The organism is Sphingobacterium sp. NPDC055346 (assembly GCF_053645235.1).
In genome coordinates this window covers 81,776-101,344 of record NZ_JBSHMI010000001.1, presented here as the reverse complement: position 1 = coordinate 101,344, position 19,569 = coordinate 81,776, and the positions used below count along the sequence as shown (strand labels likewise).

Here is a 19,569-nt window from a genome sequence, read left to right as displayed (position 1 = left end):
TTAGCTAATTTCGGGTTTAATAGCGTAAGATAGATAATGAATTTGCAGCACCCGCAATCTTGATGTCGTACTTGTTGGATTCTTGGTCATAGTTTTTGCTCTTGCGAACATCATCCAAAACCACATCCACATCTTCGTATTTGTTGTTGGAGAATAAAGCATCCGTTTCAACACGACAGGCAGCTCCTTTTGGTAGATACAAGATCACTTTGGAAGCAGCGGTATTGATCTCAATATCACAAGTACCAGAAGCTGGTTTTGGTAAGTATAAGTTCAGTGAACTTGCACCAGAATTTACTTCCAATTTGCCAAGTTTCATTTGTTTGAAATCTCCTGTGATTGCAGCTGCTCCCACATTGAATTCCAAATCCCATACAGGCTTACTGCTAAGGCCAACCTCAATCAAGCTATTGTTGTACTTGTTGTTCTTCATTTTGCTGGTCAACTCCATTTTCACCTCTTTATCGCCCTTGGTCTGCAAGTTCAATGAGGCAGTTGGTTGTGCCGTCTTCGCACTGAGGACTAGACTTGAGTCTGTTCCCGGAGCGAAATTATACTTTGCTGCACCGCCATTGATGGTCAGTTTAGCAGATTCTGTTTCTGAGCCGATAGGATGGGAGACAACTTGGGTAAATGGTCCCTTCACGTCATCGCCAGTGGAAACATCAATATTGCCGATATGGTCATACATGCTTTCCTTGCTGGTTACCCCTTTGAAGAAAATAAAACCACATAATAGGATGTTGGTTGCAATAACGATGTATTTTCCATAAGTCCTTCCCTGCAAGAGCAAACTGACACCAATAGACACAAGGATCAATGGCCATAAACTGATTATGGAGAAGAAATTAAAATCTATTACTTTCAAGTTGTGTAGCAAGAATACCAATCCTGCGAATACCAACCATATACCTGTTGCAATTTTATTGTTCATTGTTTCTTAGCTTTGTTGACCAAAACTACTACGATATTACAAATTTAATAACGGAAAATAGGCTTGACGCTTCATTTTTTCGGTAAATCAATTAGTTTTGTCGGTGAAAAGATTCATCGAGAATTTGTATCTTGAACTTATCCAAAACATTTTTGCCGAGGATTCGTTAGAATTAGTGATTTAAAACAAAATATATAATAAAACCAACGTATGATATTTTATTATTTTGGTGAATATCTCTTGTTACTGAAGAAGGTTTTTCGAAAACCTGAGAAAATGAAGATTTACCTAAAGGAGGTCTTCCATGAAATGACAGAGATAGGAGTGGGGTCGTTGGGCTTAATTGTGATCATTTCTACCTTTATTGGTGCGGTAATGACGATGCAGATCGCCTTCCAGTTGGTTTCTGACTTGATTCCAACCTCGGTAATCGGACAGATCAACCGTGACTCCAATATCCTGGAACTTGGACCTACCATTTCTGCCCTCGTATTGATGGGTAAAGTAGGGTCTTCCATCTCTTCCCAAATTGGTTCTATGCGTGTGACCGAACAGATTGATGCCCTGGAGATCATGGGTATCAATGCCGCAGGCTATCTGATCCTCCCGAAGATTATTGCCGGAGTGATCATGGTACCGGCTCTAGTTATTGTCGCTATCGCTTGTGCCTTGGTCGGCGGTCTTCTAGGTGGTGCCCTTTCTGGTGCTGTAACGCCCGATGATTATATCGAAGGTATCCGCGGGGGATTCAATGGCTTTACCATGGTTGTCGCGATGGTGAAGGCCACAGTGTTTGGATTTATAATTACCTCTGTACCGGCCTATAAAGGTTTTTATGTGCGTGGTGGTGCTCTAGAAGTTGGACAGGCTGGAACAAGGGCCGTAGTGATTGGTTGTATTTCCATCTTGGCATGTGACTATTTGATCACTGCATTAATGTTGTAATTCTCTATGATTGAAATAACAAATATTCATAAGTCTTTTGGGGATAATGTGGTATTGGATGGAATCGATGCCATCTTCGAACCTGGAAAAGTAAGCCAGATTATCGGTGGCTCTGGATCAGGAAAAAGTACCCTGTTAAAATGTATTGTCGGATTGCACCAACCTAATCAAGGAAAGGTATTCTTTGACAAACAGGAATTTACCAAAATGGATTTCGAAGAAAAAGTACCCATCCGTAAGGAAATTGGAATGCTATTTCAGAATTCCGCCCTATTTGACTCCATGACCGTGGAACAGAATATCGTCTTCACTTTGGATATGTTTACCGAAATGAGCAAATCTGAAAAGATTGATAAGGCCAACTTCTGTCTGGAACGTGTAAATCTAGCTGGAAAAAACGGCCTATACCCATCGGAACTTTCCGGTGGTATGAAAAAAAGGGTCGGTATTGCCCGTGCAATCAGCATGAATCCCAAATATCTTTTCTGTGATGAACCGAATTCCGGACTTGACCCTGCTACATCCATCCTAATCGATGAATTGGTGCAGGACCTGACCGAAGAATATCAATGTACTACCGTCGTGGTGACACATGATATGAACTCGGTAATGGGGATTGGTGATTACATCCTGTTCCTCTATAAAGGGAAGAAATATTGGGAAGGTTCCAACCAGGATATGTTGAAATCTGACAACAAGGAATTGAATGACTTTGTGTTCGCCAGCCCTTTGATGAAAGCTGCTCGCAATACTTTGAAAAAGGAACAGTAATTCTTTTCCTTCGATTTTTCTATCTTTGCAGAAAAAACCTGCATAAAACAATGCTAACATCTTGTTTTATGATGGCTTTTATGGTCCTTTAAATATTGCATCTTGAACAACGATACCCAAATTCAACTCCTTACACCGCAACACTGGAAAGATTATGAACTGATCGACTGTGGTGATTTTGAAAAACTTGAACGTTTTGGTGAACTGATCCTCATTCGTCCTGAACCACAGGCAGTATGGCCTAAAGCATTGGGCGATGCAGAATGGAATAAACGTTATCATATCAAATTCAAAGGCCGTTCGGCAACCTCTGGAGACTGGATGAAAAAGAACCCGAAGACTCCAGACCGTTGGCATATACAATATAAAAATGAAGATGTAGCCATAAAGTTCAGACTTGGTCTTACTTCATTTAAGCATGTCGGGATATTCCCTGAACAAGCTGTCAATTGGGATTATATCTCCGATTCTGTGAAATCCTTCAAGACTCCTAAACCCAAAGTATTAAACCTTTTTGCTTATACAGGTGGAGCATCTTTGATCGCCAAAGCTGCCGGTGCTGATACCACTCACGTGGATTCCATTAAGCAGGTCGTGACTTGGGCCAATGAAAATCAGGAACTTTCTGGAATCAGCGATATCCGTTGGGTTGTTGAAGACGCTTTGAAATTCGTAAAACGTGAACTGAAACGCGGGAATACCTATAATGGAATTATCCTTGATCCACCAGCCTATGGACACGGTCCTAAAGGTGAAAAATGGAAATTGGAAGACCATATCATGGAAATGATGCGCGATGTCGTTCAACTATTGGACCCTAAAGAGCACTTCCTGATCCTCAATACATATTCCCTAGGTTTCTCTTCCGTAATCGTCGAAAACCTTATCAAAACTTCCTTCCCGAAAGTCCAAAACCTAGAGATTGGAGAGCTATACCTACAAGCAACTGCAGGTCCAAAATTACCATTAGGTGTTTTTGGGAAGTTCAGGAAAATAGCTGATTAGACAGTAGAAATAAGAGGGGTATTTGAACCAGGATGGAATGGATTCGAGGATAGACCAAGATCCTAATTCCTGTAAATACAGATAAAATTCGTAGGGGGGTGTATCGCATGCGCCCGCTCCATACAAACATTAAAAAAGAGGTTGCCATGATCGGCAACCTCTTTCGTTTTTCATAGGTAGGTTTCTTATTATTACACATTTAAGGGGCTAAGTTGGGACTCAAGTCTGTTCAACTGTTCATAAAATGCAGTTTTGGATTCTCCAAAGGCTGAGTTTACTTTCGATTGAAGGGAACGGTAATAGCTAATACCATCCAAGAGCTGAGTGTGGAATTTCTGGATGTACTTTTTCTTCTTCACATCCAGGTTTGACAGGTTTTCATTGATATATCCTGCCAAGTGTTTAACATATAGATCGAGTTCGTTTATAAAAAAAGATGGTCTATTCACGCCATTTAAGACATTGACGCGTCCATAAATATGGTCAACCATTTCCTTTAGACTATAAACTTTATTGAAATATGCGGTGTTCGGCCCAGGGCAGATGGCAACAGCATCCCTTTCCCTAGGTTTGAGGATACCATATTTCAAATATGCCGGCGTTGCCAAGCCTTCACATAGGCATTGTTTTTCAACGATCTTATTGTAAGCCAATTGATAACTCGCTTCATCGAGTTCCTGTTGCTTTAACTCATTGATCTTGTTCAATTGATATACCCGGGAAGCGGTACAAACTGGCTCGGTACTATTGCTCGTATCTGAAACCAAGTATTTCTTGGTGCAGGGGAATCCGGGTTTGCCCTGTTCAATCCTTTTCAGACGGCTCTGCTCTGCAGTGCTCTTCCTGAAGTTGTTGAATGGAACCCCTAATGGAGAAGCTTGGGAAATGTAGAAATCATCCGCTGTAGCTGTTGCTAGGTTATTGAGGGTTTCCTCATCTACCGTCGTAGCTTCCGGAACCAGCAGGAAGGGTGACCCCCAACCTACGGCATCCATGTTATAATAATCCAATAAGAAAGAATGCTCCTGCGAAGTTCCCACACCTCCTTGGACGGAAAACTTGATTGCAGGAGCGTTTTCACTATTTAGACCTAATTCTTGAAGGGCACTTTGGTAGAGCGGGAATATTTCCGCAATCAGTGCTTCCTTATTGTTCTTAAATTCTTCGAGAATCGGGCCTAAAAGAAATCCGTCGGTGGCAAACGCATGACCGCCACAGTTTAAGCCCGATTCAATCCGGTATTCGGAAATCCAAATACCTCTTTTTGCCAAATACTTGGCTTGGATAAGTGCCGACCTATAGTCTGACACCTTCAGAGTAATCTTCTTCTTGAAATTTCCATCGGCATCTGGAAAGAAGGTACCCAACTCTGATAGGTACGCATATAACCTTGGATTCATCCCTGCGGAAAGTACCAATGAGGACTGCAATTTGCTCATCGCAAAACCTCGTACCGCTGCTGATGCATCCGAAAATACCTCCGGCAGCTCATTGCCATCGGCATCTCTATTGATCTTGTCCACTTTAGACATGATGTTCACGTCGATTTCCCCTGGAACCATGGCCTCGCGGATATCATTGGCAACCAAATGCTTTTCATAGCCATGCTTCAATGATTTCCAGAGCGTATATTTTTCCTTGCTCGGATGTGCCTCCGGAAGCAGCTCAAAATAACGCTGAGCATCCTTATCCTCTTTCCAGTCCACACGTTTCAAGCGCTCCACCTGTTCAGAAACCAAATCCTGAACTAAATCCAAATATTTACAGATACGTGTTGCACGGTAATCAGCATGTTTCTTGCTGATCGCCTCGTAAGCTAGCTCATACTTCTTCGAATAATACTCGCGCATCCGCTCAATCAACTCATCATCCACGATCGAAATAACCGAAGAAATACCAAATTGAGCAACTTTAATCGGCGTATCTATCGAAAATGCAAGGCCTAAAACAGGAATATGAAATGAATGCGTCATGTATATCTTTTACTGTCCGCAAATAACAAAACAATCCCCATACAAAAAGTAACAGCTGATAAAAGGAAAATGTGATGTTGGTCACTATAAAGACATTAGACAATAGACTATTGTCCGTCCCTGATATAGGTTGACCATTCTTTACTCTTATATAGCTAACTACGCATAGTCTATTCAAATGATCTTCTTGTATAGTATATCCTTGATTTAGAAAGGTCTTGTGTCTTATGTCTTGTGTCTAATGTCTTACTTAAACACAATCGTCCTATTTCCGTGCAGCATTACGCGGTCTTCGGAGAGGAGCTGGATGGCGCGGCTCAGGACGGCTTTTTCGATTTCGGACCCTGCGGTGCGCATACCGCTGACGTCGTAGCTGTGGTCAACGGATTTGGTGTTCTGGACGATGATCGGTCCTTCGTCGAGGTCGTCGGTAACGAAGTGGGCCGTAGCGCCAATGATCTTCACGCCGCGATCATGCGCCTGCTTATAGGGATTCGCTCCGATAAAGGCTGGCAAGAAGGAATGGTGAATGTTGATGAGTTTGCCCTTAAACTTGGCAACAAAACTAGGGGAAAGGATACGCATGAATTTCGCCAAGACAATATAGTCCGCTTGATAGCTTGAAACTACCTCGGCCAGTTCATCTTCAAACTGTTCCTTGCTCTTGTTCTCATGGCTGATATAATGGAAAGGGAGGTCAAACTTCTCCGTGAATTTCTGCAGGTTGTCATAGTTCCCAACCACGGCAAGGACTTCAGCTTGGAAAGTGCCGAAATAATTGCGAACCAAGATGTCTGCCAAACAGTGATGCTCCTTGGTGACCAGGATCACCAAACGCTTCCTTTGGTCAGGATTGATCATGACCTGGCTGTTGGAAGGTAGTCTATTTGTTAAAGCTTGCTGTAGGACTTCCTTGTGGTATAGTTCGCCGGCGCATACTACCCGAACAAAGAACTTCTTGTTGGCTTCATCAACAAACTCGCGCATGCTCACGATGTTAAGCTCCTGTTCAGCCAAAACATTGGAAATGATGGCGACAAGGCCAACTGCATCCGTACACTGGATGAGAATTAAGGTTTGCGTATTCATGTTGGTTAGGTTGAAAAAGGGGGAGAAGTAAGACCTCTCCCCACAAATATTTTATTAAACGGCTTCCTGAACAGACTCTATTGCAGCCTCTTCAACGCCATCCTTTGCGGTCACCAAGTCGTCCTCAGTATCCAACTCAACGCGTAAGTTGTTGACGATATGAACTTGACGGTCCGGGGTATTTTTACCCATATAATATTCCAGCAACTGTGGAAGCTTATTGTCCTTTGATAAGATTACCGGCTCTAAACGAATGTTTTCTCCGATAAACATGCCAAATTCCGAAGGTGAGATCTCTCCCAAACCTTTGAATCGGGTGATCTCCGGTTTTGAACCCAATTTTTTGATGGCATTCACCCGCTCTTCGTCGGAGTAGCAGTAGATCGTTTCCTTTTTATTACGGACCCTAAATAATGGGGTTTGAAGGATGGATACATGTCCTGCTTTTACCAATTCAGGGAAGAACTGCAGGAAGAAGGTCATCAATAGAAGGCGGATGTGCATACCATCCACATCGGCATCCGTTGCGATCACGATATTGTTATAGCGAAGGCCTTCGATCCCATCCTCAATGTTCAGGGCATGTTGCAATAAGTTGAATTCTTCGTTTTCATAAACGATCTTTTTGGTCAGGCCATAAGAGTTTAACGGCTTTCCTTTAAGACTGAATACCGCTTGTGTATATACATCCCTGGATTTGGTGATCGATCCAGATGCAGAATCTCCCTCCGTAATAAATAAGGTAGTTTCAAGGTTGCGCTCATGCTTGTCACTAAAGTGAACTTTGCAGTCCCTCAATTTTCTGTTGTGCAGGGAAGCTTTTTTCGCGCGTTCATTGGCCAATTTCTTGATTCCAGCAATATCCTTACGCTCGCGCTCCGATTGCATGATACGCTTTTGCAGAGCATCTGCAGTTGCCGGATTCTTATGCAGATAATCATCTAATGCCTTCTTGACAAAGTCATTGATGAAGGTACGCACGGTCGGACCTTCAGGACCAACGCTTTGGGAACCTAGCTTGGTTTTGGTCTGCGATTCGAATACAGGTTCTTGTACCTTGATGGCAATCGCTCCAATGATGGATGCACGTACATCAGAAGCATCGAATTCCTTTTTGTAGAACTCGCGGATCGTCTTCACGACCGCCTCACGATAGGCTGCTTGATGCGTACCGCCCTGTGTGGTATGTTGTCCGTTGACAAAAGAATAATATTCTTCCCCATATTGCTGACCGTGGGTCATGGCGATCTCTATATCATCCCCTTTAAGGTGAATGATCGGATATCGCATCCCTTCGGTATCTACATTGCGCTCCAATAAGTCTTTTAGTCCATTTTCAGAGATGAAACGCTGCCCATTGAAGTTAATGGTCAGTCCAGAATTTAAGAAAACATAATTCCAGATCATGTTCTCCACAAATTCCAATCTATATTTATAGTTCCGGAAAATGCTGTCATCAGGATAGAAGGTCACTGATGTACCGTTGCGCTGGGTGGTATCCTTTTGCTCATCAGAAATCAATTCCCCTTTGCTGAATTGCGCAATACGCGTAACGTTCTGTCTATATGATTGTACGGAAAACTGATTGGAAAGGGCATTCACCGCTTTGGTACCTACTCCGTTCAAACCTACCGATTTTTGAAAGGCTTTACTGTCGTACTTACCGCCCGTATTGATTTTGGAAACAACATCTACTACGGAACCAATTGGAATACCACGGCCATAATCACGTACCGTCACTCTGTTCTCATTTACGGTGATATCGATGATCTTACCAGCACCCATGACAAACTCGTCGATGGAGTTGTCAACCACCTCTTTCAATAATACATAAATACCATCATCATAGGCCGATCCATCCCCCAGCTTACCAATATACATCCCAGGTCTCAGTCGGATATGTTCCTTCCAATCTAGGGACCGTATGCTATCTTCGTTATATGTACTCATAATGTTTTTCGATATTCTTGAACCATCGCAAAAATATAAAAAAGTTAATCGACTTTTGCACAACACTTTTGCACATTTAATTCGTCAATAGAATTGCACATCACAAAACAAGGAATATTCTTGTCAATTGATAGGCCTGAAATGGAATTTTGATTGCTTTGTCAATTGGAGTTATCCACATCTAATGGCCAAATAATTGTTATTTCACGTGAAAAAGTGGTTTTAAGTTCTTGATTCGTAGGTTATTGTAGTGATAAAACTGTCCTGTTTAGATTTTTATCAGCATCATCTTGCTGTCTTCTGGATGTTATATTTCCTAGGTTTGCCCTAGTTTTTTTTAGAAAAGAAAGGAGGTCTTATTCGAGACATATTCGAGAATGATTCGGACTTAGACTTAATGCTGTTGCACACACGTTGCAAAAATTCGGAATGTGTCTCGAATGAGGTCAGTAAGAAACTCAAGTAAGAATAGAGGACAGATTAATATCCTCATGAATGCTTTCAAACGAAAAGGGAGATTTTCATGAAAATCTCCCTTTTGTATATGTTATGGATTCCTTAGACCCCTCTTCCGAAGTCATCTTGAACTCTTACGATATCATCTTCATCAGATGGATTGGCAGAGTCGGTATGTTGCCAGATTTCAGCAACGACTCCGTAGGAACCCAATCCTACAAGACGATGTCTTTCACCTTGGGAAAGGCGGATGGAATCCCCTTCTTTTAAGATCTTTAGTTCATGTTCCTCATCAGTAGGGCTGGTTACTACACCAACTTCTCCACGGATGACACGCCAAATTTCAGCTCTACGGTGGTGATATTGCCATGATAAACGTTTGTTAGGACCTACAATCAAAACTTTTGGGCTTAATTTGCCAGATATTCTCAGGTCTTGAACGTTTAGGCCTTCAAAATAAGCGTCGGCAAATTCCTGTGCCTGATCTTCGTTGATCACAAAAAATCCACCCCAAGGTCTATTCTGATCTTCGCTTTCAATCTTGAATCCCTTATTGGTCAATTTACTTGAAATCTCTTGAAATAATTCGCTTTTATCTATATATGTCATGGTTACGATGTTTACTTATGTGAAGATAATATAACTTTTGTATTAATACAAGCCATAAATCAGTCTATCGATTGATTTACCTTATATTTGCAAAATAAGAAATTTCCTCATGTCACAAGCATTCGATACACAAAATGATATTTTTTCCAAGGCCGTCGCGTTCGTTAACCAGACTCAGCAACCCATATTTCTAACAGGGAAAGCAGGGACTGGAAAGACTACTTTTTTGAAGTTTATCCGAGAGAACAGCTACAAGAAAATGGCCATCACTGCGCCGACAGGTGTGGCTGCGATGAATGCCGGCGGGACAACACTTCATGCCCTGTTCTGGCTGCCATTCGGTGTGTTTATCGAAGATTATCCCTTGCAATGGGGAGATTCAGACCAATTTATTTACAACAAGCACAGGTTGTTTAGTACGATTAAATTAACCAAGAACCGTCGCGCCATCCTGCAAGAATTGGAACTGTTGGTAATTGATGAAGTTTCCATGGTCCGTGCGGATACCTTGGATGCTATTGATGTCATCCTGAAAAGTGTACGTCGAGATATGCGCCCATTTGGAGGCGTTCAGGTTCTTTTTATTGGGGATCTGTACCAATTGCCGCCCGTGGTCCAAGATCGCGAATGGCAGGTCCTTCGGGATTATTATTCCAGTGTGTTTTTCTTTGATGCCAAAGTTTTCAAGCAGCAGCCACCGGTACTGATTGAACTTCAGAAAATCTATAGGCAACAGGATGATGCTTTCATCAATATCTTGAATAAAATCAGGAATAATGAGACTACAAATGACGATCTCGATGACTTGAATACCCATTACAAACCGGATTTTATCGCCCCAGAAGGGGAACAATATATTACCTTGACCTCACATAATAGACTTGCGGACCAGATCAACCAAGAGAAGCTGGAAAGCTTGGACAGCAAGCTGCATCATATTAAGTCCATTATCAAGGATGAATTTCAGAATGGACTGTTTCCAGCAGAGGAGACCTTGAGCCTGAGGGTCGGTGCACAGGTGATGTTTATCAAGAATGATGTAGGTGAGGAACGCCGTTATTTCAATGGAAAGATCGGTACGGTGAAGGATATTCAAGTTGAAAAGCATAAGATCATAGTTTCCTTTCCGAATGGGGAAGAGGATGTGGAAGTCAAACGAGAAACTTGGGAGAATATCCGCTATTCCTATAACAAAGGAGATGACAAGATCGAAGAGGAGGTATTGGGTACATTCTCTCAATTTCCTTTGCGATTGGCATGGGCCATTACCATCCATAAGAGCCAAGGTTTGACCTTTGAAAAGGCAATCATTGATGCAGGGACTTCCTTTGCAGCTGGACAGGTCTATGTAGCCCTGAGCAGGTTGACTGGCTTGGAAGGTTTGGTGTTGCGTTCCAGGGTTCCTTCCTATGCCATCCGTACGGATTATCAGGTGGTCAGCTTTATGAAACAGATGGAGGCCATCACCGATTTAGAACCGATCCTACAGGAGTCCCAAAAACGATATCTCGGTCAGATCTTATTGCAGAGTTTCCGCTGGAACAGTATGTGTGAAGAAATGGAATCCCTGATCGTGGAGCAAGAAGGTAAGAAAATTGAGGGTAAAGATGAGGCCGTTGAATTCCTGAAGGACATGCTGTCAAAATTAAAGGCACAGGAAGTGGTGGCCAACAAATTTATCACCCAACTGTACAAAATGCTGGGTCAGGTAGACCTTGACTATGAAAAGATTTGCGAGCGATCTAAAGCGGCGGTCAGCTGGTTTATTCCCACATTTGATAAGGAATGTTTAGCGCCAATGGAGAAGCATATTGAGCAATGGCAGGTTAAGAAAAGGACCAAGAAATATATTTCTACACTAAAGAGTATTTTGTTGGATTTCAAGAGAAAGCATGAGCAGCTCAAACATAGCCTAACTATTGCGGAAGCCCTAAATAAGTCCTCGGATGAACTGACAGAGGAGTTGCTGCAATGGAACAAGCCTAAGGAGGATCTGGCGAAGGAAGTAGAAGAAAAGGAGAAGGATACCAAACAGATTTCCCTGGATATGTTTATGGATGGGATGGATATTGAAGAGATTGCTACGAAACGCGATATGGTGGTAGGAACCATCTATGGTCATCTGATCAATTTTATAGGTTCCGATATTGAAGCATCAGATTTGATTCCGGATGCCGAGCTGCAAAACATTGTCAAGGTCATCAAGTCACATCCAGATGCTTCAGCGACCGAGCTAAGAACCTTGATGGACATGAAAGTAGATTACCCACAGATCAGGATTGCCCAAAAGTATATGGAAGTAGCTGAGAAGTAAGATCGAAGCAGTTGGTTAAACTAAATTTGTTAAGAATTCTTAAAGTTTAAGCTGATTTCGTTTTGTTTATTGCTAATTGATTAAATTCAATAATAATTAGCTTTACTGGAAACGATTGTTAATCTAAATGAAATGAATATGAGAGTTTTTACGGGTTTGTTTTTCCTTTTGCTATTCCTGACTTCCTGTAGAGCCATGGTTTACAAAGCGGCTGGAATAAAGGATATAAAGGAGTTTGATCAACAGGAATATGAAAAGTTTGCTGCTGAATTGACAGGACCATACCAAGGAACGAAATATTCCTTTGCAGTGCCTGATTCCGGTATGCAGAACTATGTGCTACTGTACACGGATACTTTTAAGAACAATGCTGCCCAGCCGATTCAATTACTCTATTTTAAGGATCAAAAACTAGTTTCATTTCATGCCAATTGTTATGCTCCTGGTAAAAATATAAGGACGCTGAATTGGCGTTATGATGGTCGGTTTGATAAATATATCCCGAAGACGGCTGTTGATATATCAAGCGAGAATATTTCCTTAGCCGCTTTATTGAAGAATTTCAACCTTGATGAAAAGTTGGTTGATGAACCAGAGATTATTGTTGTTTTATGGTCCAGGATGTTGGATAAGCGAGTAACCGATCTTAATGAAGTAGTCATTGAAAACCTTTTGGCCCATAATAAGGGAGAATTTCCTCCTATAATTTATCTGAATACCGACCAGTATTTTATTTCCCAGAACTAGTGTTTATGATTTGAAATCCGGTGTCACGCAGAGGGTTAAAAAATTGGATAAAATTTTTCGGAAACTGATAGCAGGATGTTGACAATATCATTTTGTTAATAGTTTTTGTGTCATTCTGACGGAGGAAGAATCTCGGAGAAATGCAAACATCCTAAATTAAAAAAATCATTTTTTGCAGGGCTGTACAGGTGCTTAACCGAAGGTTAAGGATGACAATATCTTCAGTAGAAGATCCGTACAGATTCCTCACTTATCGTTCAGAATCAAAATGCACTAAAAAGGGATTCAGAAGCGAAGCGAAGGATCTATTTTATTTTATTTTTCGATCTGGTTGTCGTTGTGAATCGTAAGATGAACAAACTGTTTTTTATCTTTTTTAACCCATAAAGAGGAATTATTGAAAAATATTTCACCCACGCTGTGGGTTCGCCATTTCAAACATCCAAGATTCTACAAATATTTCACCCCTCAAGGGGTTTGGGTTCTGGAAATTGTACGGACGAGAATATGAAAATCATGGAGTTTCTTTATTCAGAAAATGATAATAATTTAGGTTTATATGGGGCGGGCGTATTCGATACGCCTCTACAGTATCGGGGAATTTCCTGCGACATATGATCATAATCTTGGTCCATCCTCCCATCCTTTTAATCCTGGTTCAAACCAAGACATCCTTGACAATTACCTGCAAATAGCTTCATATGCCCGTTAATCGATCATTTTGAAGTCAAATAACAGCTTTTTTACAAAAAATCGACACAAAAGGTTTAGCCTAATGAGATTTAATTATCTTTGTTAGCTAACCCATCTACTAGAGTTTGAAGGAAAGCAAGTCAAATAAGAAGGTCAACAAATGGTTGGTATTTACCTCCATGCCCTTTCAAATGGGGATGACCATCTATGTGTTCTACTGGTTAGGGACTTGGCTGGACGAAAAATATGCGGTAGAAGGGGAGTGGTGGATGAAGGGATTGACGATGTTTGGCGTCGGACTTTCCCTATATCAATTTATTAAACAAGTAAATTATATCAATAGAAATGAATAGATACCTGCTCTTATTATTAGTTCTGCTTGGCGTCACAGGTGTATGTTTTGGGATACATTATGCCGTTTTGAAGATGAACCATCATGATCATTGGTGGATAGGATCGGGCTATAGTTTAGAGGGGATGTATACCTTCGGGGCGATTGCTTCCGTTGTCATGGTCATTATTTTGTTGCTCATCGATTATACGATGCCGGTGCAGGTCGGCTTTGCGTTTTTGGTCGGCATGACCCTGAAAGCGGTGGGCAGTTATGTGTTCATTCATGAGGGGATCAATCTACTCGAGAATGATTTTATTGAGCTTAATTTTCTAGTGGTGTTTTTTGTTTATTTGATGTATGATGCCTTTGCGGCCTATTATATTGTAAATCAACAAGAAACGGTTAATAAAAACTAATTTTTTAAAAAGTTTAAACAATTCTGAATTTATGCCAAATAAAATTGTAATTTTGCGCAAAATTTGTCATAATTCAACATTATTTTAAAATGGTGAGTCTTAAGAAAGTACTTTTATTATTTGCAGTAATTTTGTTTACTGTTAATCCATTCCGCTCAGTTGCTGAAGAAGGGCATACACATGGTGAAACTTCTAGTTCTGAGGAAATTAACGCTCATATTCAACACCACTTAAAGGATGATTACTATTTCAATTTCTTTACTGATTCTAAAACAGGAAAGAATTATGGCTTCCCTTTACCAGTTATCTTGATTGATGGTGGTCTGAAGGTTTTTTCTTCCGGTGAGTTCGAGCATGGCGATAAAGTAGTAGAAAAAGACGGTCAATTTTACAAATTGTACCATGGCAAAATCTACAAGACAGATGCTGCAGGTACGATTACATACGATGACAAACATCACCCAACAAATGCAAAACCTTGGGACTTCTCGATTACCAAGAATGTTTTAGGTTTGATGTTGGCTGCTTTGTTGTTGTTCATTGGATTTACAAGTTTAGCTAAAACATATAAAAACGGTTCAAACGTGGTTCCTAAAGGAATTGGACGTGCATTGGAGCCATTGGTTCTATACGTGAGAGATGAGATGGCGATCCCTAACATCGGGCATCGTTACAAAGAATTCATGCCATATTTGTTGTCTGTATTCTTCTTGATCTTTTTATTGAACTTATTAGGGCTAACTCCACTAGGAGTAAACGTAACTGGAAATATCTCTGTTACATTGTGTTTAGCCCTGTTTACATTTTTCATTACGAATTTTAAAGCAAACAAAGATTACTGGAAACATATTTTCTGGATGCCAGGAGTACCGGTTCCTTTCAAATTTGTTCTAGCGCCAATCGAAGTATTAGGTTTGTTTACTAAGCCTTTCTCCTTGATGGTTCGTTTGTTTGCAAACATTACAGCTGGTCACACCGTTGTAATGGGTCTGATTGCTGTTGTGTATTTGTTGCAACATCAGTTGACTGTTGTAGGTTCAGTGAGTGTTTCCTTAATTCTAACGTTGTTATTATTCTTCTTGGAATTATTGGTAGCATTCTTACAAGCGTTTATCTTTACGATGTTGTCATCCTTATTTATCGGTATGGCAGTGGAAGAGCATTCGCATCATTAATTCGAATTTTTTGTTAAATTTTTAAATATAAAATTGTTATGATTCCAAATTTAGTAGGAGCAGGTTTGATCGTTATCGGAGCTGGTTTAGGTTTAGGTAAAATCGGTGGTTCAGCAATGGAAGCTATCGCTCGTCAACCAGAAGCAGCATCTAAAATTCAAACAGCGATGATCATCATCGGTGCCTTATTGGAAGGTTTAGCATTCGGTGCTCTTCTATTAGGTAAATAAGCTAAGCTTATTACAAAAGACAATGGACACATCTTGCAACGGTTGGTTGCAAGTTGTGTTTATCAAAAAGACAAAAAATTTAAATTCAAAAATATAATAACGTAAATAAATGGACGCTTTAATTCATGATTTTTCATTCGGGTTATTTTTCTGGCAATTGATCATCCTTTTGATCGTCATCTTTTTGTTAGGGAAATATGCTTGGAAACCGATTGTAAATGCTTTAGAGGAACGCGAAAAAGGCATTACCGATGCTTTAGCTTCCGCAGAAAAGGCGAAATTGGAAATGGCACGTTTGACCAATGAGAACGAGAATTTGTTAAAAAAGGCTCGTGAAGAGCGTGATGTTATCTTGAAAGAAGCAAAAGTATTGAAGGATAAGATCGTGGCAGAGGCAAAAGATGCAGCTCAAGTTGAAGGTGGTAAATTGATCGAGCAAGCTAAACGCGAGATTGAAGACCAAAAATTAAAAGCTTTAGCTGAGGTTAAGAACCAAGTTTCTACCTTATCTTTAGAGATTGCGCGCAAAGTATTAACGAAAGAATTCGAGGACCAAGGAAAGCAAGAAGCTTTAGTAGCTGACTTGATGAAAGATGTTAAATTAAACTAATTGGTTAACGAATTTAAAAATTAGCGTATGTCAGTTTTCAAAGTAGCTTCAAGATATGCCAAGTCATTAATCGACTTGTCGGTAGAGCAGGAGAGTCTGGATGCGGTTAAGGCGGATATCGAAGGAGTTATTGCCATAATCAAATCTAACACGGAATTGCAAGCAGTTTTAAACAATCCGATCATTAAGACGGATAAGAAACTTGCGATCTTGAAGGCTTTATTTCAAGGTAAAATCAGACCGGAGATATTGGAGTTCTTCAATATCATGGTTAGAAAAGGCCGTGCAGAATTAGTTTATGCGACAGCCTTAGAGTTTGTTCGTGAATACAACGAGGTTAAAGGTATCGTTCATGCAGAAGTTGTTTCGGCCAGTCCTTTATCGGAGGCCAACCTACAGGCATTAAAAGAGCAGATTGCTGCTCAGATCAACGCCGAGGTCATCTTAGCTAACAAAGTAGACAAATCATTGATCGGTGGCTTTGTAGTGAAGGTTGGAGACAAGCAGATTGATGCAAGTATTCAAGGCAAGCTAAATAAATTAGAGAGACATTTCGAGAACCAAGGAGTTTAATCCGGCGTTCGAGAACAAGATATAATAGAATCAAAAACCCCTTATACGAATTACAACAATGATAGAGGTAAGACCAGATGAAGTTTCGGCAATTCTAAGAGAGCAATTGTCAGGCTTTAAGTCAGCAGCCGATTTAGAAGAAGTGGGTACCGTATTGCAAGTAGGTGACGGTATTGCGCGTATTTACGGCTTAACAAAAGTTCAATCAGGAGAGTTGGTTGAGTTTGCGAATGGACTACAAGGTATTGTGATGAACTTAGAAGAAGACAACGTAGGTGTTGTACTTTTAGGTCCATCGGATGAAATTAAAGAAGGTGATACTATCAAACGTACTAACCGTATCGCATCTATTAAAGTAGGTGAAGGTATGTTAGGCCGTGTGGTAAATACATTAGGTCAGCCTATCGATGGTAAAGGCCCAATTACTGGAGAGACTTTCGAAATGCCAATCGAGCGTAAAGCTCCTGGGGTTATTTACCGTCAACCAGTAACTGAACCATTACAGACTGGTCTTAAAGCGATCGATGCCATGATCCCAATCGGACGTGGACAGCGTGAGCTTGTGATTGGTGACCGTCAAACTGGTAAGACTGCCGTTTGTATCGACACCATTTTGAATCAAAAAGAATTTTACGAAGCTGGTCAACCAGTATTCTGTATATATGTTGCGGTAGGACAAAAGAACTCTACAGTAGCGAACATCGTTCGTACATTAGAGGAAAAAGGTGCTATGCCATACACAGTGATCGTATCTGCATCAGCTGCGGATCCTGCTCCAATGCAGTTCTACGCACCAATGGCGGGTGCTGCTATCGGTGAATACTTCCGTGATACAGGTCGTCCGGCATTGATCGTTTATGATGACTTGTCTAAACAAGCGGTTGCTTACCGTGAAGTGTCATTATTATTGAAACGTCCTCCAGGCCGTGAGGCATATCCAGGAGACGTATTCTACCTTCACTCTCGTCTATTAGAGCGTGCTGCGAAGATCAATAGTTCTGATGAGATCGCTCGTAACATGAACGACCTTCCTGCATCATTGAAAGACAAAGTGAAAGGTGGTGGTTCATTAACAGCACTTCCGATCATTGAAACTCAAGCGGGTGACGTATCTGCATATATCCCTACCAACGTAATTTCCATCACAGATGGTCAGATCTTCTTGGAGTCGAACTTGTTCAACGCAGGTATCCGCCCAGCGATCAACGTAGGTATCTCGGTATCACGTGTAGGTGGTAATGCGCAGATCAAATCAATGAAGAAAGTTGCTGGTACCTTGAAATTAGATCAAGCGCAGTACCGTGAATTGGAAGCTTTCGCGAAATTTGGTTCTGACTTAGATGCGGCTACAAAAGCGGTATTGGACAAAGGTATCCGTAACGTGGAAATCTTGAAACAAGGTCAGTATTCACCAGTTTCAGTAGAGAAACAAGTTGCTATTATCTACGCAGGTACAAAAGGTTTACTACGTAACGTTCCTGTAAACAAAGTGAGAGAATTCGAAGAAGAATTCTTGACTCAACTAGAGCAACGTCATCCAGAAGTATTGTCAGCACTTAAAGCTGGTAAGTTCTCTGATGAATTAACTGATGTATTAGAAAAAGTAGCTAAGGAATTAGCTTCAAAATATTAATTAGACATTAGATGTTAGACATTAGACAATAGACCTTGATGGCGCCTCAAAACGCATGAAAGATCTTATGTCTTGTGTCTAATGTCTCTTATCTATAATGAAATTATGGCAAACTTAAAAGAAGTTAGAAATCGTATTACCTCCGTATCTTCTACGCAACAGATTACCAAAGCGATGAAAATGGTATCTGCAGCGAAGTTGAAACGTGCAACCAATGCTATCATCCAATTGCGTCCATATGCGACAAAATTGAGGGAGATCTTGGCTCAGGTTTCAGCCTCCGTAGAAGGTAATAATTCGCCATTCACGCAAGATCGTATCCCTACGAAGGTATTGATCATCGTGGTGACCTCAAACAGAGGTTTAGCGGGAGCTTTCAATGCTAATGCCATTAAAACTGCCAATAATTTGATTGCAACGAAATATGCAGATCAATTCGCAAGAGGAGATGTCAGTATTATCGCAATCGGAAAAAGAGGTCAGGATTTCTTCAGCAAACGTGATTTCAAGGTAATCGGTAATAACAACGAATTGTTCAACAATTTGGATTTCGAAAATGTTTCGAAAATTACGGAGTACGTGATGGAACAGTTTAAAGAAGGAAACATCGACCGCGTAGAGGTGGTATATAACCAGTTCCGTAATGCAGCCGTTCAAATCTTGACATCAGAGCAGATTTTACCTCTTTTGCCTGAGAATAAAGAAGAGGACAATGTTGCTGAATTGGATTATATCATCGAGCCTTCAAAAGAAAAAATCATTGAAGAGCTTATTCCTAAAGCAATCAAGATTCAGTTATACAAAGCAGTACTGGATTCACATGCGTCTGAGCATGGTGCCCGTATGACTGCGATGGATAAAGCAACAGAAAACGCAGGAGACTTGTTACGCCAATTGAAACTGTCGTACAACCAAGCGCGTCAAGCAGCAATTACAACAGAGTTGACAGAGATCGTTTCTGGTGCTGCAGCCCTTTCAAATGGCTAATAAATAAAAATATTAATTTGTATAAGGAAAGCCGTTATCGTGAGATAACGGCTTTTTTGTTGGCTATGGTTGAATTGTTTGAAAAATATTTCAGTCCTGCTGGGTAATGTCATTAAGTTAAGGAA

General features: G+C 40.8%; 18 protein-coding genes. 13 read left to right on the top strand and 5 right to left on the bottom strand.

Going from position 1 to position 19,569, the window contains the following annotated elements; all coding sequences use genetic code 11:
• Nucleotides 1–16: 16 nt before the first annotated feature.
• Complete coding sequence (locus ACWICE_RS00430; RefSeq protein WP_185216044.1) at nucleotides 17–934, bottom strand: LiaI-LiaF-like domain-containing protein; 918 nt, start codon at nucleotides 932–934, stop codon at nucleotides 17–19.
• 210 nt (nucleotides 935–1,144) lie between these two features.
• Between ACWICE_RS00430 and ACWICE_RS00425 the strand changes: the two genes are divergently transcribed.
• The 3 genes from ACWICE_RS00425 (at nucleotide 1,145) to ACWICE_RS00415 (ending at nucleotide 3,655) form a co-directional block, all read left to right on the top strand.
• Nucleotides 1,145–1,879 (top strand): MlaE family ABC transporter permease, encoded by a 735-nt coding sequence (locus ACWICE_RS00425; RefSeq protein ID WP_185210901.1) that lies wholly within the window; start codon nucleotides 1,145–1,147, stop codon nucleotides 1,877–1,879.
• 6 nt (nucleotides 1,880–1,885) lie between these two features.
• Entirely contained in the window at nucleotides 1,886–2,650 is a 765-nt protein-coding gene (locus ACWICE_RS00420) for an ABC transporter ATP-binding protein (protein ID WP_185210899.1), read from the top strand.
• Between the two features lie 99 nt (nucleotides 2,651–2,749).
• The gene (locus ACWICE_RS00415; protein ID WP_185216128.1) at nucleotides 2,750–3,655 is read left to right on the top strand and encodes a class I SAM-dependent methyltransferase; all 906 of its coding nucleotides are present in this window, start codon (nucleotides 2,750–2,752) and stop codon (nucleotides 3,653–3,655) included.
• 191 nt (nucleotides 3,656–3,846) lie between these two features.
• Here the strand turns inward: ACWICE_RS00415 and ACWICE_RS00410 are convergent, their stop codons facing one another.
• The 4 genes from ACWICE_RS00410 to ACWICE_RS00395 form a co-directional block, all read right to left on the bottom strand.
• Nucleotides 3,847–5,628, bottom strand: a complete 1,782-nt coding sequence (locus tag ACWICE_RS00410; protein WP_454297393.1) for a hypothetical protein — start codon at nucleotides 5,626–5,628, stop codon at nucleotides 3,847–3,849.
• Nucleotides 5,629–5,874: 246 nt separating this feature from the next.
• Entirely contained in the window at nucleotides 5,875–6,717 is an 843-nt protein-coding gene (gene purU / locus ACWICE_RS00405) for a formyltetrahydrofolate deformylase (protein WP_185216046.1), read from the bottom strand.
• A 54-nt stretch (nucleotides 6,718–6,771) separates the two neighbouring features.
• A complete protein-coding gene (locus ACWICE_RS00400; RefSeq protein WP_454297392.1) occupies nucleotides 6,772–8,667 on the bottom strand; it encodes a DNA topoisomerase IV subunit B in 1,896 nt (631 codons plus the stop codon).
• Nucleotides 8,668–9,225: 558 nt separating this feature from the next.
• Entirely contained in the window at nucleotides 9,226–9,732 is a 507-nt protein-coding gene (locus tag ACWICE_RS00395) for a cupin domain-containing protein (RefSeq protein ID WP_185210893.1), read from the bottom strand.
• Between the two features lie 109 nt (nucleotides 9,733–9,841).
• Here ACWICE_RS00395 and ACWICE_RS00390 point away from each other — a divergent pair, with 109 nt between their 5' ends.
• From ACWICE_RS00390 to atpG, 10 genes are all read left to right on the top strand, one after another.
• Nucleotides 9,842–12,046, top strand: coding sequence for a helix-turn-helix domain-containing protein (locus tag ACWICE_RS00390; RefSeq protein WP_454297391.1), 2,205 nt, complete (start codon nucleotides 9,842–9,844; stop codon nucleotides 12,044–12,046).
• A gap of 132 nt (nucleotides 12,047–12,178) precedes the next feature.
• The gene (locus ACWICE_RS00385) at nucleotides 12,179–12,793 is read left to right on the top strand and encodes a hypothetical protein (protein WP_454297390.1); all 615 of its coding nucleotides are present in this window, start codon (nucleotides 12,179–12,181) and stop codon (nucleotides 12,791–12,793) included.
• Between the two features lie 818 nt (nucleotides 12,794–13,611).
• Nucleotides 13,612–13,839 carry an AtpZ/AtpI family protein gene (locus ACWICE_RS00380; protein WP_454297389.1) on the top strand — a complete coding sequence of 76 codons (228 nt, stop codon included), beginning with the start codon at nucleotides 13,612–13,614 and terminating at the stop codon, nucleotides 13,837–13,839.
• Nucleotides 13,832–14,236 (top strand): hypothetical protein, encoded by a 405-nt coding sequence (locus ACWICE_RS00375; protein WP_185210889.1) that lies wholly within the window; start codon nucleotides 13,832–13,834, stop codon nucleotides 14,234–14,236. The genes ACWICE_RS00380 and ACWICE_RS00375 overlap by 8 nt, the downstream gene beginning before the upstream one ends.
• Before the next feature lie 89 nt (nucleotides 14,237–14,325).
• Nucleotides 14,326–15,411, top strand: a complete 1,086-nt coding sequence (atpB, locus tag ACWICE_RS00370) for a F0F1 ATP synthase subunit A (protein WP_185210887.1) — start codon at nucleotides 14,326–14,328, stop codon at nucleotides 15,409–15,411.
• Nucleotides 15,412–15,449: 38 nt separating this feature from the next.
• Nucleotides 15,450–15,641, top strand: coding sequence for an ATP synthase F0 subunit C (atpE, locus tag ACWICE_RS00365; RefSeq protein ID WP_093098685.1), 192 nt, complete (start codon nucleotides 15,450–15,452; stop codon nucleotides 15,639–15,641).
• 109 nt (nucleotides 15,642–15,750) lie between these two features.
• Complete coding sequence (locus ACWICE_RS00360) at nucleotides 15,751–16,251, top strand: F0F1 ATP synthase subunit B (RefSeq protein WP_185210885.1); 501 nt, start codon at nucleotides 15,751–15,753, stop codon at nucleotides 16,249–16,251.
• Nucleotides 16,252–16,278: 27 nt separating this feature from the next.
• On the top strand, nucleotides 16,279–16,824 hold the full coding sequence (atpH, locus tag ACWICE_RS00355) for an ATP synthase F1 subunit delta (protein WP_185210883.1): 546 nt from the start codon (nucleotides 16,279–16,281) through the stop codon (nucleotides 16,822–16,824).
• 58 nt (nucleotides 16,825–16,882) lie between these two features.
• The gene (atpA, locus tag ACWICE_RS00350; RefSeq protein WP_254526333.1) at nucleotides 16,883–18,457 is read left to right on the top strand and encodes a F0F1 ATP synthase subunit alpha; all 1,575 of its coding nucleotides are present in this window, start codon (nucleotides 16,883–16,885) and stop codon (nucleotides 18,455–18,457) included.
• A 105-nt stretch (nucleotides 18,458–18,562) separates the two neighbouring features.
• Nucleotides 18,563–19,444 carry an ATP synthase F1 subunit gamma gene (gene atpG / locus ACWICE_RS00345; RefSeq protein ID WP_185210879.1) on the top strand — a complete coding sequence of 294 codons (882 nt, stop codon included), beginning with the start codon at nucleotides 18,563–18,565 and terminating at the stop codon, nucleotides 19,442–19,444.
• Nucleotides 19,445–19,569 lie beyond the last annotated feature (125 nt).

Bases quoted from the DNA above. Each gene is read 5' to 3' on its own strand.
- atpH (WP_185210883.1), top strand. From the start codon at position 16,279: ATGTCAGTTTTCAAAGTAGCTTCAAGATATGCCAAGTCATTAATCGAC.
- ACWICE_RS00360 (WP_185210885.1), top strand. From the start codon at position 15,751: ATGGACGCTTTAATTCATGATTTTTCATTCGGGTTATTTTTCTGGCAA.
- purU (WP_185216046.1), bottom strand. From the start codon at position 6,717: ATGAATACGCAAACCTTAATTCTCATCCAGTGTACGGATGCAGTTGGC.
- ACWICE_RS00375 (WP_185210889.1), top strand. From the start codon at position 13,832: ATGAATAGATACCTGCTCTTATTATTAGTTCTGCTTGGCGTCACAGGT.
- atpA (WP_254526333.1), top strand. From the start codon at position 16,883: ATGATAGAGGTAAGACCAGATGAAGTTTCGGCAATTCTAAGAGAGCAA.
- ACWICE_RS00430 (WP_185216044.1), bottom strand. From the start codon at position 934: ATGAACAATAAAATTGCAACAGGTATATGGTTGGTATTCGCAGGATTG.
- ACWICE_RS00385 (WP_454297390.1), top strand. From the start codon at position 12,179: ATGAATATGAGAGTTTTTACGGGTTTGTTTTTCCTTTTGCTATTCCTG.
- ACWICE_RS00400 (WP_454297392.1), bottom strand. From the start codon at position 8,667: ATGAGTACATATAACGAAGATAGCATACGGTCCCTAGATTGGAAGGAA.
- ACWICE_RS00410 (WP_454297393.1), bottom strand. From the start codon at position 5,628: ATGACGCATTCATTTCATATTCCTGTTTTAGGCCTTGCATTTTCGATA.
- ACWICE_RS00390 (WP_454297391.1), top strand. From the start codon at position 9,842: ATGTCACAAGCATTCGATACACAAAATGATATTTTTTCCAAGGCCGTC.
- atpB (WP_185210887.1), top strand. From the start codon at position 14,326: ATGGTGAGTCTTAAGAAAGTACTTTTATTATTTGCAGTAATTTTGTTT.
- atpE (WP_093098685.1), top strand. From the start codon at position 15,450: ATGATTCCAAATTTAGTAGGAGCAGGTTTGATCGTTATCGGAGCTGGT.
- ACWICE_RS00420 (WP_185210899.1), top strand. From the start codon at position 1,886: ATGATTGAAATAACAAATATTCATAAGTCTTTTGGGGATAATGTGGTA.
- ACWICE_RS00395 (WP_185210893.1), bottom strand. From the start codon at position 9,732: ATGACATATATAGATAAAAGCGAATTATTTCAAGAGATTTCAAGTAAA.
- ACWICE_RS00425 (WP_185210901.1), top strand. From the start codon at position 1,145: ATGATATTTTATTATTTTGGTGAATATCTCTTGTTACTGAAGAAGGTT.
- atpG (WP_185210879.1), top strand. From the start codon at position 18,563: ATGGCAAACTTAAAAGAAGTTAGAAATCGTATTACCTCCGTATCTTCT.